11 protein-coding genes and 1 pseudogene are annotated in these 12786 nt (G+C 60.1%); 7 read left to right on the top strand and 5 right to left on the bottom strand.

Going from position 1 to position 12786, the window contains the following annotated elements:
• Positions 1–35 precede the first annotated feature (35 nt).
• On the top strand, positions 36–926 hold the full coding sequence (locus tag Q1A06_RS19575; RefSeq protein WP_299567655.1) for a hypothetical protein: 891 nt from the start codon (positions 36–38) through the stop codon (positions 924–926).
• Positions 927–1106: 180 nt separating this feature from the next.
• A complete protein-coding gene (locus tag Q1A06_RS19570; protein ID WP_299567653.1) occupies positions 1107–1355 on the top strand; it encodes a hypothetical protein in 249 nt (82 codons plus the stop codon).
• A gap of 50 nt (positions 1356–1405) precedes the next feature.
• On the opposite strand, the gene Q1A06_RS19565 is transcribed toward Q1A06_RS19570, so the two are convergent.
• The 3 genes from Q1A06_RS19565 to Q1A06_RS19555 form a co-directional block, all read right to left on the bottom strand.
• Entirely contained in the window at positions 1406–2077 is a 672-nt protein-coding gene (locus tag Q1A06_RS19565) for a sugar transferase (RefSeq protein ID WP_299567651.1), read from the bottom strand.
• Between the two features lie 302 nt (positions 2078–2379).
• On the bottom strand, positions 2380–3867 hold the full coding sequence (locus Q1A06_RS19560; protein WP_299567649.1) for an FAD-dependent oxidoreductase: 1488 nt from the start codon (positions 3865–3867) through the stop codon (positions 2380–2382).
• Positions 3864–4631 (bottom strand): hypothetical protein, encoded by a 768-nt coding sequence (locus tag Q1A06_RS19555; RefSeq protein WP_299567647.1) that lies wholly within the window; start codon positions 4629–4631, stop codon positions 3864–3866. Before Q1A06_RS19555 ends, Q1A06_RS19560 begins: the two co-directional genes overlap by 4 nt.
• Positions 4632–4825: 194 nt before the next feature.
• Between Q1A06_RS19555 and Q1A06_RS19550 the strand changes: the two genes are divergently transcribed.
• On the top strand, positions 4826–6100 hold the full coding sequence (locus tag Q1A06_RS19550; protein WP_299567645.1) for an O-antigen ligase family protein: 1275 nt from the start codon (positions 4826–4828) through the stop codon (positions 6098–6100).
• 27 nt (positions 6101–6127) lie between these two features.
• Here Q1A06_RS19550 and Q1A06_RS19545 read toward each other — a convergent pair whose 3' ends face one another.
• Together Q1A06_RS19545 and Q1A06_RS19540 are read right to left on the bottom strand one after the other, a co-directional pair.
• Positions 6128–8107, bottom strand: coding sequence for an acyltransferase family protein (locus Q1A06_RS19545; protein WP_299567643.1), 1980 nt, complete (start codon positions 8105–8107; stop codon positions 6128–6130).
• A 271-nt stretch (positions 8108–8378) separates the two neighbouring features.
• A complete protein-coding gene (locus Q1A06_RS19540; protein ID WP_299567641.1) occupies positions 8379–9389 on the bottom strand; it encodes an NAD-dependent epimerase/dehydratase family protein in 1011 nt (336 codons plus the stop codon).
• 312 nt (positions 9390–9701) lie between these two features.
• Here Q1A06_RS19540 and Q1A06_RS19535 point away from each other — a divergent pair, with 312 nt between their 5' ends.
• The 4 genes and pseudogenes from Q1A06_RS19535 to Q1A06_RS19525 all read left to right on the top strand — a co-directional run bounded on the left by Q1A06_RS19535 (position 9702) and on the right by Q1A06_RS19525 (position 12578).
• Positions 9702–10028 carry an SH3 domain-containing protein gene (locus tag Q1A06_RS19535; RefSeq protein ID WP_299567639.1) on the top strand — a complete coding sequence of 109 codons (327 nt, stop codon included), beginning with the start codon at positions 9702–9704 and terminating at the stop codon, positions 10026–10028.
• A gap of 288 nt (positions 10029–10316) precedes the next feature.
• A pseudogene (locus Q1A06_RS19530) lies at positions 10317–10882 on the top strand (transposase); the annotation flags it as partial.
• 1046 nt (positions 10883–11928) lie between these two features.
• Positions 11929–12309 (top strand): DUF6634 family protein, encoded by a 381-nt coding sequence (locus tag Q1A06_RS21110; RefSeq protein ID WP_366523551.1) that lies wholly within the window; start codon positions 11929–11931, stop codon positions 12307–12309.
• Positions 12291–12578, top strand: coding sequence for a hypothetical protein (locus tag Q1A06_RS19525; protein WP_299567637.1), 288 nt, complete (start codon positions 12291–12293; stop codon positions 12576–12578). The genes Q1A06_RS21110 and Q1A06_RS19525 overlap by 19 nt, the downstream gene beginning before the upstream one ends.
• Positions 12579–12786: the final 208 nt, after the last annotated feature.

Raw genomic sequence — 12786 nt, 5'->3', positions numbered from 1 at the left:
GCGGGGGAGCGGCGGAAAGGAAAAGCGTACCGAGGATGCCGAACACGATTGCCCATATCGCCGTTCAGACCCTCATAAGCCGGGGACTCCTGCGGGGGGCGGATTTCAAATGGATACTTGCCGGTTGCGTCCTGCCGGACATTCCGTGGATCGCGCAGCGGGCGGTGGCCGGTCTCGCGCCGGAGTTTCCGGCGATTCCGCTGCGCCTTTATACTGCGGTGCAAAGCAGCCTCATCGTGACACTGATATTGGGCGTGGCGCTGGCGTTTCTGTCGCGCCGCCCGGCGCAAACCTTCGCGATTCTGGCTCTTGGGGTCGTGCTTCATCTGCTGTTGGACGCGACGCAGACCAAATGGGCCAACGGGGTGCTGCTGTTTGCGCCTTTCTCGTGGGATCTGCTCAATTTCGGGCTCTATTGGCCCGAAAGTTCGATCAGCTTGGGCCTGTCCGTTCTGGGGGCGGGCATTGCGGTGCACGCGTTCCGGACTGTTACGCCGGTACGAGGCGGGCCGGTCCTGCGCCCCGCAATACGGCCCCTGTCGGCGGCCGCGCTGATACTTGTCTGGCTGGTCCTGCCGGCCCTTCTTGTGCCCGTGGCGCAGCGGGCCGATCTGCACCAGACGGCAACCCTGGCCCCCGACGCGCAAAGGGTGGGACAGCCGATCGAATTCGACCGCGCCCCGGTGCAGGCAGCGCCAGATGGTGCCATGCAGATCCAGGCCTGGACCGGCGAAACCTTCGGTTTGCGGGGTCGCTTGCTGCAAGACGCGCAGGTCGTATCCCTGCGCGGCGTTTTTGTCGCGCACGGTACCGTGGCGGTCGAAGATATCTTTTTCCACAGCCCCGGCTGGCGTGCGATCCTGTCGCAGATCGGGCTTCTTATCGTCGCGCTCTGGTGGTATCGCTGCCTGCGTCCGGGGCTATAGCGCCGATTGGTATCATCCTGCAACTTGGAGAAATTCATTCAGCCGGCAGGCGTATGTTCGCCGGTCGGGGGTAGATTACGGTTAATCACCGCCACTTCGGTCCTAACCGGAGATTGTATGTGGACATTCGAGCGTGTTGCGGAATACTACGACCAGTCTGCGAAAGGACCCGGCTGTATTATGATCCGCACTCTCGTCATCGGCTACTCAAGCGCATCGTTGCTCGGGATTGCCGGGTATATGTTGCTTGGTGGCGGGGTGTGGATATGGGGATTTGCGGTCTGGATCGGCGGAGCAATTGCATGTCTGCTTGTCGCCGGAGTCAGGCTTTATCTGCGATCCGACGACGTTCGGGAAGGCCGCGGTGAGCAAGCCTCCTTCGATAAATCAACCGTTGTCTTTTACGGCAGGGACGACCCCTACGGGTGATCCCGGCAGGACGGACTGTACGGATCTGTCCGGCATTTCAGCAGATTGTTCTAGAATGCGTCGGGGTTGCGACCGCGCACGAACATCCGGGCTGTGGATAGGATGATCCCAAGATCAACAGCCATGTTGCGGTTCGAAACATAGTCCGCATCCAGTTTCACGCGGTTCTCATAGCTGTCGTTCGACCGGTTGCCGATCTGCCACGGACCGGTAAGACCGGGACGGACGGAAAGATACAGGCTCTGTCTCGCCCCGTATTTCTCCAGCTCGTCGTGCACCACAGGTCGGGGGCCGACGACGCTCATGTCTCCGCGCAGAATATTTATGAACTGCGGCAACTCGTCGAGGCTGGTCTGCCGTAGAAAATGCCCGATGATGGGCAGAATGCGCGGGTCGTTCCGAAGCTTGCGCTGCGCCTGCCATTCGCGTGCGGATTCCGGGCATTTTTCCAGCAGGTTCTGCAACGCTTCATCGGCATTCGACACCATGGAGCGAAACTTCAGGCAGCCGAAGGTCCGCCCATTGAGACCGACGCGCTTGTGTGAATAGATTGGTGAACCGCCGCTTACCACAAAGATGGCAAAGGCGATCAAAGCCAGCAGCGGCAGGATCAAGACCAGGACGCAGGCTGCGAAAATGGCGTCGAACCCGCGTTTGACATGTGGGTCATCTATGAACGCATAGAGTTCCCTGCTTTCGAACAAGCCAGATATATAGTGCATAATCGATCATCCCCTAGGACAAAAGTTCTTGAAAAAAAATGGAATTCTAAAATTGAATCTTGTAAAACATGCCGAATTCAGAGTTTTGAAATCGCAAAACGCGAAGTGGAAAAATCCGGCGGCAGTAACGATATGTTAACCTTAGGGAAGGCAGTATGTCGAGAAAATTGCCGCGCAGAAGCCGCACCAGCGCCTCAATTCGCGTCGGATATTCACCCGTCAGTTGAAGTTTCCGGTATCTGCTCTCCCATAGAGATGACTCAGCGCAGTGCTTGATACCGAAGCGCCCTTTTCGAGCAAAGTCAGATCATGGACGATTCGTCGGGCAACCCCAGCCTCCTGGCGATCCGCCTGAGGTCCGCGTGACGTGTCTGTCCCACCGGCCCGGACAGCGCGCCGGTCTCGACAAGGGGCATCCGCCGCATGATGACATCATTCAGTGTCATCGCCATCTCATGCCGCATCGCATGTTCCATACGTGCAGCGAGCGCCACCGTGTCGTCGGGATCGACTGCGGCACTGGCAACGGGAGGCAGCTTTTCCGTCAGGCTTTGCTGTCTGGCGCCAGCGGACGCGCCGCCGCCCAGATGCGTTTCTGCAATATCCATCGCGCGGACAGCAATGGCGCGCGCTGTGGTGTATTTCACCCCGATCACGCTGATCAGGCCCGCCGCCCCGTCAGAGGCATGATCCAGAAACGTTCCCGCTGTCTGACGATGCACGGTGCGGGTTCGGTCATCGTCAACGTCTGCCGGGATGACACCGTCATAGACGTGCAGTACATCGCCGAGGTCGAGCGCGAGATCCGGACAGGCGCGGTTCAGGATATCCAGAAAATCGGTAACGGCTGTGTCTGGCGTCTGACCGCGCTGCGGTGCCTCGTGGGTGCCGATCACGGTCAACCCGGCCCAAGGCGTGAGGAAATACATCCGACCACCCCGGTCGACAACGGCATCCGACCGCTCAAAACCAGTGAGCCCGAGCGCCCGGTCGCCAATCTGCCGGTCGACGACAATGTTGAGAGCCCGTGCAAATGTCGGGAAGCGCCCGCGCGCTTCCGTGGACACCACCGGTGCCGCCAACGATCTGGCCGCCTCGCCCGTGCATGACAAAACGACACGGGCCGCGATTTCACCTGATTGGCCGCCGCGGCGGTCGGTCACGGTGGCGCCCTCGACCCGACCGTCGCAGCGCACAAAACCATCCACCGCCATGTAATTGGCGATATCGACCCCATGGGCCGCCGCTGCCGACAGAACGGAAATCTGCAACCTTCCGACGTCGCGGATCTGTCCGTCACGCCAGACGCCCCCGCCGGTCAAGCCCGCAGGTGCCAATGCACCCAGATGGGCCCGAGCCGCAGCCGGGCCAATAACGCCCGCACCACCGAAATCCGGTCCGCGTCGACCCGCCGACAGCCCGGTATAAAGCGCTGCCGCCGCGCCAAACGCAATCGGCCCGTTGATCCCGTATCCCGTCAGCGGAATGATGAAATCCAGCGGCGCGACCAGATCAGGCGCTGCATGACGCCAAAACGCCCGTTCGCGTGCGGATGCCCGCAATCGCAGAACGTCGAGATGCTGAACATAGCGAATACCGCCATGCATGATCTTGAGAGAATTGAATGAGGTGCCCGCGCCGAAGTCGTCCCGCTCAACCAACGCGGTACGGTATCCACGCAGGCCCGCCTCGCGCGCAGCCATTGCGCCATAGATCCCGCCGCCCACCACCAGAACGTCATAGGGCCGCGCCGTCAGCGTGTCGAGCGAAGCGCGCTGCAGCCCGCTCATGACGCGCGCAGCCGGATCTGACGGAGAGCGAACGCAGGCATGCTGATGCGCCGACCGATGACCGTGGGCTGCTGCGTAAGCGTCAGCAGTGCGGTGATGACCGCGCGTGTCGGGTGCGCCGGGTCGATAACACCGGGTAGAAAAAAGCCGTAGCGCCCGACATCGCGCCAGCCGCCCGGGACCGGCAGCGGATCGCTGCCCGGCAACACGGGACCGGCGGCGCGAAAGACCCCGGGCGCTGGCCACCCCACGGGCCGCCCGCCGTTGTCGCCCAGGAAAACCCCCTTTGGCAGTCCGCCCGACACCAGCGCCGCGATCCGTGCACCGCGTCCGCCCAGCCACTTGCCCGCCCCCCAGGGTAGAATCGCGGGCCGCTGTTCGGCGCGCAGAGTCGCAAGCACGTGGTCCAGCGATCGGTCGTCCAGCGCAGTACCGCGATATCCGACCGCGATTACTTCGATCCGTTCCTTCGTGATGATCTGGCGGCCCGGTATCAACACCACCACCTGCGCCTCTGGCCCCTCCATTCGGATCGCGGGCGGACCACCGGGCAGAACCGCCGCTTGCCACCCCGTCGGCACGCCGCGCCCGGCCGTCAGATCATCAAACGAGGTTTCTTGCGGTGTTTCCGCCATCAAAAGCACGCAGGGGCCAGGATCCACCCCCGCCTGTTTTCCGGCCATGGTCAGGTTGGCCGCTGCGGTCGAAAAGAACGCGTGCCGGTCGACATCGGGATAAAGATGCACATGCCCGTCGATCAACATCGGTAAATGAGCCGGAGGGCGGCGGGAAAAAACACTCTGGCGATCATACTGAAATGCCCTTTTGAAAAGATCCGCCGCGCCTGATCAAGAAAGGTGCAACGTGACCGGATAGAAAAAATCACTTTCTAGGGTATACAACAGAAGACGGCCACGTCGCCAACAACCTGCCAGACCCCTCGAACGAAAAGAAGCTTATGATGAGCACGACCGAAATTCATGCAGACTACCTCGACGGGGTCGCGGCAAACGGAGGTCTGCGTCTAAGGATCACGGCAAGGCGTTGCGACGTTGTCGCGATGACATTGTGGTTCCTCGTGACGTTCGTGCAGTTTCGCGGAGATGAGCTTTTGCTGTATCCGCTCGCTCTCTATTTTGCGCTGCGCGCGTGGCAGCGCCGGGACGAGATCGCATGGCTCATGGCGCGTTCACTGCCGATCATGATGTTGCCCCTGTGGTGTGTGATCTCGCCGCTCTGGGCGGTGGAGCCGCTGATCGCGTTCAAGACGTCGGTTTATCTGATGCTGACCATGGTGATCTGCTATGTGATCGTGCTGTCGTTGGAGCCGCGGCAGATCCTCTATGCGGTGCTTGCCGCGACGGGCACGGTTGCGGTGCTCAATCTGCTCTATGGGCTGGGAACGGGAAAGATGGTGCCGGGTCTGTTCCCGCACAAGAACATGCTGGGTACGAACATGGTGATCCTGTGGGCCGTGGCCGTGGCCGTTACCCTGGACGGCGGCGCGCCGCGCTTGATCCGTGCCATCGGCATGGCGCTTGCGGCGCTCAGTCTGTTCCTCATCGTCAAAAGCCAATCCGCAACCGCTCTGGTGCTGGCAGTCGCCACGGGGGGCGGGATGCTGGTGGCGGCGCTGGTTCTGCTGGGCCAGTGGTTGCGTCCGCTGCGGCTCGCCGCGATCTGCATCGCCTTGGCGGTGATCAGTGCCCTGGCGGCCTGGGTGCTGGCCGATCCGCTTGGCGATGTGATCGGCTCCGTCCTGGACGCGCTTGGCAAAGACCGGTCGCTGACGGGACGCACGGTGCTGTGGAACTATGCCGAAGACCAGATCCGCGAGGAGCCGTATCTGGGTGTCGGGTCCGGTGGATTCTGGCGCTACGAAGACTCTCCGCTGGTTCGAAAGATCCACGCCGAATTCTACAAGGGCTCGCGCACCACCTTCAATTTTCACAACAGCTTTTACGAGATCGCAGTGCATCAGGGGCTGATCGGGCTTGGCATGACGCTTCTGGCGATGGTCTGGGCGCTCGGTTGGACGGTGCGCGGCGCGCTGACGCTGGGCACGATGCCGGCAATTTTCTTTCTGTGCCAGAGCGCCGCCGTCACCATCCGCATCTTTGCCGAGGCGGATTTCTACAAGCCTTTCGTGCTGTTTCACATGTTGCTCTGGATCGGTGCGTTGGGCCTCATGCGCCAGATACGGGGGCGGCAGCGTGAACGGGCATATGACTAGAAATCCGCCCGCCGAGGCCGCTGCGGGTTACTCCATGTTTTGACTGCGCCGCGAGGTGTCACCGGAGCGGCCTTCGAAACTGTCCGGCAGGGCGGGGCGCGCCCTGATCGCGGTCACGATCGACGGCGCGATACGCTTTGCACCGAACTGTGAAAGATGCTGGCCATCGTACCACAGAAACGGAGTTTTACCTTCAGGTGAAAACACAGGGCAGGCGGGCGTGTCCGGTGCACAGAGCAGATCGGCAGCATGAACCACTGTGACCGTATCGCCCAGGGCGGTGTCGAGCCGGTCGGCCAGAAAATCCGCATCACGTCGGGCGGCCTCGCTGTCCACCGTGACGGGGTCGCGGCGATAGGCGCCGGTCCGAACGATTTCATTGAACCTTTCGACCATCGGGTGCGGCAAGACGACGACCGGCACGATTCCGAGGTCGCTGATCCGCATGGCGGTGTGCACGAGGCTGTCGGCGACAACCTGTCCGGCGGGCGTATCCGGCGCGTCCGGCGCGCGCAGGATGGGTTCATCCGCATCGTTGCGGGCGGCCATATACCACGAATAGGCCGAAGTCAGAACCACGTGCGACGGTTGTAGTTCGTCAAGCCGGGCAAGTGCGGCGGTGTTGTGCCGCTCGCAATCGGCGGCAAAATCCCGGCCAAGGCGCTGGGCGTCGTTGCGCTGCGTGCCCAACAACGAGGGGCAGGAACGTTTGATCAACCCGTGCATCGGCAAATCCGCGTCATTCAAATGCGTGCCAAGTGTGAGCGTCAGCGCATCGGCGAAGCTGTCGCCCCAGATCACGATACTCGGGCCCTCGATCCCCTGCGCGAACTGGTCCATGTTGCGCAAACCCACACGCACGTCAGAGGTATATAGCGCCGGACGGACGCTGCCGCCGATGCCAAATGGCTGCCACGTTCCGACCGCGCCAACGACCGCCATCGCGGCCAATAACGCCCCTCCGGCCCAAAGCACGCGGGTACCCGGCAGACGGCCCCGGTCGCGGAACGGCCGCTCCACCCAGGCCCAGCTGGCCCAAGCCAGCGCGAGGGTCAGCATCAGGCACGCCGTCACCGCCACAGGACCCAGGTGATCAATAGTACGGTACTTCACCAGTGCCAGGATCGGCTGGTGCCACAGATAGGCGCTGTAGGAAATTAGTCCGATTCCGACGAGCGGACGCCACGCCAGTACGCGCCCCACCCATGTTGCGGGTCCCGCAAACAGAACAATCATCACGCTGCCCATGACGGGCAAGAGCGCGGCAATCCCCGGAAACGGGGTGGTCGCGTCGAAAGCAAAGACCGCAAGGACAATCATGCCGATCCCAGCCAGCGCCAGCGCGCCCGAGATCGGGTAGGTACGCATTTCGCGGCTGCCAAGCCAGAGCGCGGCAAAGGCACCGGCAAGAAGCTCCCACCCCCGGCTTGGCAGAAGGTAGAAGGCCGCCGATGGCTTGACCGATGACCCCCAGACTGATCCCGCGAAGCTGACCGCGAATAGCACCGTCAGCGCAAGCGCCACCGCGCGCAGGCCCCGCCACCAGACCGCCACCATGAAGAGGGGAAAGAGAATGTAGTATTGCTCTTCGACCGCAAGGCTCCAGGTGTGAAGAAGCGGTTTAAGATCCGCCTGCGTTCCGAAATAGCCGCTTTCTCTCCAGAACAGGATGTTGGAGGAGAACGTTGCAGTAGCCAGCACGCTCTGTGCGAAATCCAGCAGATCGCGCGGCAGCAGGATCGCCCACGCGAAAGGCACGGTAGCAAGGACAACGACGCAGAGCGCGGGCAGGATGCGCCGCGCGCGGCGCTGGTAAAAGTCGACTATGCTGAACCGGCCCCGCGAAAGATCCTGCGCGATGAGAGTGGTGATCAGATAGCCGGAGATGACGAAGAACACATCGACACCGACGAATCCGCCACCAAACAGCGCAACGTCGGCGTGGAACAGCATCACCGGCACCACCGCGAGCGCACGCAAACCGTCTATTTCCGCTCGATACTGCACGTTCGAGCCACCTTCCAATAAGTCGTCTTTGAAAAAACCAGCGCGGAACAATACCCGCCTGGACCCACCTTAAATGCGGTTGAGTATCACGCCCCGACGGGGTTTGTGTCAATCGCTGGCTGGCAGATATGCGAAATCCTCGGGCGGACCGGTTGCATGATTGCGCTATCGACTTTCGCGTAGCGCGGTAAGGCGCGGATCGCCGAAGGGGGCCTGACGCTCCGGCTGGCACGGCACGGCCAACGGCATTTCACAGGGTCGGGTCCGGTCGCTATATCTTGTAATATTCACGGTACCATGCGACGAACTGCGCCACGCCCGATGCCACATCCGTTTGCGGGACATAGCCTGTCAGGGCTTTCAGCAGGCTCGCGTCCGCCCAGGTGGCCGGTACGTCCCCCGGCTGCATCGGCATGAGTTTCTGTTTCGCGGTCTTGCCCGTCGCCTCTTCGATGGCCGCGATGAAATCGAGCAGCGGCACGGTGTCGGAATTGCCGATATTGACCACACGGAATGGCGCGACGGGTGACAGGCTGTCGCCCGCGATGCTGCCGTGTTGGGTGGTATGGTTGGGTACCGCGTCGACGAGCAGTCGGACCGCCTGCACCAGATCGGCAATATAGGTAAAGTCGCGCCGCATATCCCCATGGTTATAGACACTGATCTCGCGGCCTTCGAGGATGGCCGACGTAAACTTGTGCGGTGCCATGTCGGGCCGGCCCCATGGACCGTAGACCGTGAAAAAACGAAACATCGTGATCGGCAACCCGAACAGATGCGCGTAGCTGTGCGCAATGTTCTCGGTCGCTTTCTTGGTCGCGGCATAAAGCGACATCTGGTGATCCGCCTTCATGTTCTCGTGGTACGGCATCTGCGTATTGGCGCCGTAGGCCGATGAACTCGATGCCATCACCATGTGGCGCGGCGGATGCGCGCGGGCGGCTTCGAGCAGTTGGAACGTGCCGCCGAGATTTGCCTCGAAATAGGCCGCCGGGTTCTCTATCGAATACCGAACCCCCGCCTGCGCCGCGAGGTGGACAACCACGTCGGGCCGATACCGGTCAAACAGGTCCAGAAGCAGACCGGGGGTTTCGATCGTTGCCTTGGTTTGTGTGAATTCAGCGGAGGGGGTCAGCCGGTCAAGCCGGGCCTGCTTCAGGTTCACGTCATAGTAGTCGTTCATGCTGTCGACACCGACAACCTGCCATCCCTCGTCGAGCAGCGCGCGGCAGACGAAGTATCCGATAAAGCCGGAGGATCCGGTAACAAGCGCGGTTGTCATGGGAATTTCCTTTGCCGTACAAGGCGCTGCGGTGTTCTCGGTGGAACGTGTTCGGGCCAAGCCTACAACGGGTGGTGTTTTTGTCTCAACAATAAACGGACCAAAGCACCTGTTTAACACCCGCTGCCAAATTTGGCGCATTCCGTCCGGTACGGGCCTCGCGCCCGCAAAGGCAGTCCACAGCATCAGAACAATCGGGCACTTGAACATGGACATGCCAGACCCACCACCAAGCCCCCGGCGGGCAACATTGTTGTAGGTGATGAGCCGGAAGTGTAATGTGGCTTCGGATTTCAAAAGGAGGATATTATAATGATGAAGTATGTTGTCACCACGATGATTGCGCTATCGTGCACGCCACTGTCAGCACAACAGCTGGATGTTGATTTCCGGATTGTTGAGGATGATCAGGCCGCCGGATGCCTCGGAGCCACGGTTCAAGGTCTTCAACCCAACGGAGATGGCTTTCTGGCCGTCCGCTCGGGTCCGGGGACGAATCACCGCAAGATCGACGAACTTCACAACGGTGACGGCGTTCGCCCGTGTGCCCAGAAAGGAAACTGGTGGGGCGTCTATTACGGCAATCCCCGCCGCAAAGGCTGGGTCCATGGCAACTGGCTGGGGCGATGGGCAGGATAGTCTGTCATCCGAGACCTCGGCAGCTTACGGATTGAAGGACCCGGAATTACGGCGGCCTAATCCACGCTCGACTACATCAGTTTCCCGAACGGTGCCACAGACCCGCCGCGTGTCGCCCGACAGGTCTGTGTTTTTCAAAGCTCCCATCGCATGGAATACGTCACGCCAAATCGCAGGGCTGCCGATAAGCCTCCCGGCAATAGGGGCGGACCCGGTTTGGTAATCCCCCTAAAAGTAGTGGTGTTCAAAGGTAGAGTTTTCTCGGCAAGATGACTGAGGACATTTACGATGAAGAACGGACGATTTAGCGATGCGCAGATCATGTCGATCCTGAAGCAGGCGGAGGGTGGCGTGCCGGTCGCTGAGCTATGCCGCGAGCATGGGGTGAGCAACGCCAGCTTTTACAAGTGGCGTGCGAAGTTCGGCGGAATGGATGCGTCTTTCGTCTTTGATGTCAGAGATGAGGGATATGGCCGAAGAGAACCGTCGACTGAAGCGCATGTATGCTGAGATGAGTATGCAGAACGACCTGCTGAAGGAGGCTCTTGGAAAAAAGCGTTAAGGCCGTTTCGAAGGCGAGAGATGGCCATGAATGCGGTCGTGCAGAATGGGGTCAGCATCGCACTTGCATGCCGGACGTTTAGATCAGCGAGACGTGCTATCGCTATAGCTCCGTTTTGAGCGACGAGAACGAAGAGATCGCGCATTGGCTTGAGCGTCTGATGGCGAGCAAGCGCAGCTGGGGCTTTGGGCTGAATGTGTTGGATGACTTCAACCGCGAAGGTCTATCCATCGAGGTGGACTTTTCGCTGCCTGCCGAGAGGGTTGTCAGGAGCCTGAACCAAATCATCGAATGACGGGGTCCGCCACAGGCATTTTGGACCTGCATGCCATCGTGAACGACACGCTCGATGCGCTAATCATAGCCGGGGATCTCACGGATGGACCTGCGCCTAGGTGGATCCGGGGCTTGCCCAACTGACGCCGCATGTACCGCCAGAACGCATCTATGTGATGCCCGGAAACCATGACTATTACGGCGGCACTCTTTCGGATGACCAGCTCCTTGCTAAACACACACGTTCTGTCGGCGCACATTACGTGCAGAAAGAAGAATTGCACCACGGCGACACCCGCATCCTATGTTGCACGGTGTGGACGGACTTTGATCTATTGAGGGATACTGAAACAGCGATGGCCATCGCTGGAAGCGTCATGCGGGACTACTCCCATATATGGGTTGATCCCCCCGCAGGTTCGGATGAGGGGGGCGGGATCACGTGGCAATCTTCAGCGAGGGAAATAGAGCCTGCGGACACGCTTGCCGCTTGCCGCTCACCGCGAACATCGTGAATGGCTTGAGAGCAGGTTGATGTCCACCCACCCTGGCGGGGAGACAGGTTGCACGGTTGTCGCGACCCATCACGGGCCGCATTTGTCGGTCGCAGGGCCTGTGGATGGTCTGACACTCGCATTCCACTCTGACCTATCAGACCTTATTGGCAGGTTTGCTCCCGCCGCTTGGTTTTTTGGACATTCACATCGCCGGCTGCGCACCATGGTTGGGCGAACCGACGTCCGGAACGTGAGCGTGGGATATTGTCGTGAGTTCCTTCGGTCAGAAAGCCAATATTTGATCGACGCGGGCATTTGGGAGAGCCAGGGTAGATCCTAATGCTGCTGACCTCATGCTTCTTGAGACCATATAACGATGCGATCCACTCGTAATCACAGCTACTGATGGCGCTTCCTACGTGGTAGCCGACTCCATCCCACCCAAAATTCATGAGGCGCTCGGACAACTTACTCCGGGGATGCCGTATGTCGACGTGGGCGAAAGGCTTAGTCTCCCAATAGAGAATTGGGCGTCGTGCAGGAAGAGGCTGATAGTCGAGCACGCATGTCGCGGCGTTCTCTCGAGCGTGGCAAATTGTGGCTATCTCCTGCCGAATTTGATCTAGCGCCAACCGTCTCCCCGTGGTCCGCCATTCTCGATCCAGAATACGGGGGCGCGATCCTAGTCGGCGCGCAGGTTGGGCACCCGGCACTGCGCGGTAAGTTCATTAATACGTCTCGACTTTGTGGGTTGGACACAGAGGGTGCTTGGGCCCGTACTTCGACCCGATGGTATCGTGTGAGCGATACTGCAAGTCAGCAAGAACTGAGCTCAATGCTACATGGCAGGGTAGGTCTCGCAAACGCCCTTATGCTCACCCCGTCTGAAGTCCAAGCGCACAGATCGATTTTTTACAGGGCTGAACGATGCTTGACCTCAGCGTAATTCTGAAAGGCGACATCGCAAATTACCATGTATACGGCTCAGAACAGACTTACACTTTCCTGAGCCCCCAAGCAATCGTATCAATCATGAGCATAATCGCCTGCTGCGTAGCCTTATTTGTATCATGGCGTGCCTACCAACAATCAGCAAGAAGCACTGGGCTTGATATGGAGCTCGTGAAACGGGTCGTCGAATCCGCCCCGCTGGAGCGTTTGGCTGCCTTGCAAAAGCCGCCCTCTGATAAAGAGAGCAATATCAAGGATGATTGAAAAGTGGTCTTCGCAGCTTTCGGTCTTGACCTGCCGTTCGCCTCGAGGCCGAGCGCTGCGGTGAAGCTCCACCAAACCGGCCAATCGTCCATCTTGTAGCATTGTCGGCGAATGAAGGTCGGGAGAGCGGAGATTTTGTTGAAAAACTATTCCTTGATCCGAGGGCAAGTCGCTGATTCAATTCCTGTAGTGAACGGGAGGATTGGCA

Source organism: uncultured Sulfitobacter sp. (assembly GCF_947497275.1).
Classification (GTDB): domain Bacteria; phylum Pseudomonadota; class Alphaproteobacteria; order Rhodobacterales; family Rhodobacteraceae; genus Sulfitobacter.
Note: the sequence above shows the minus strand (reverse complement) of the source record. Positions and strands in the feature narration are given on the sequence as shown.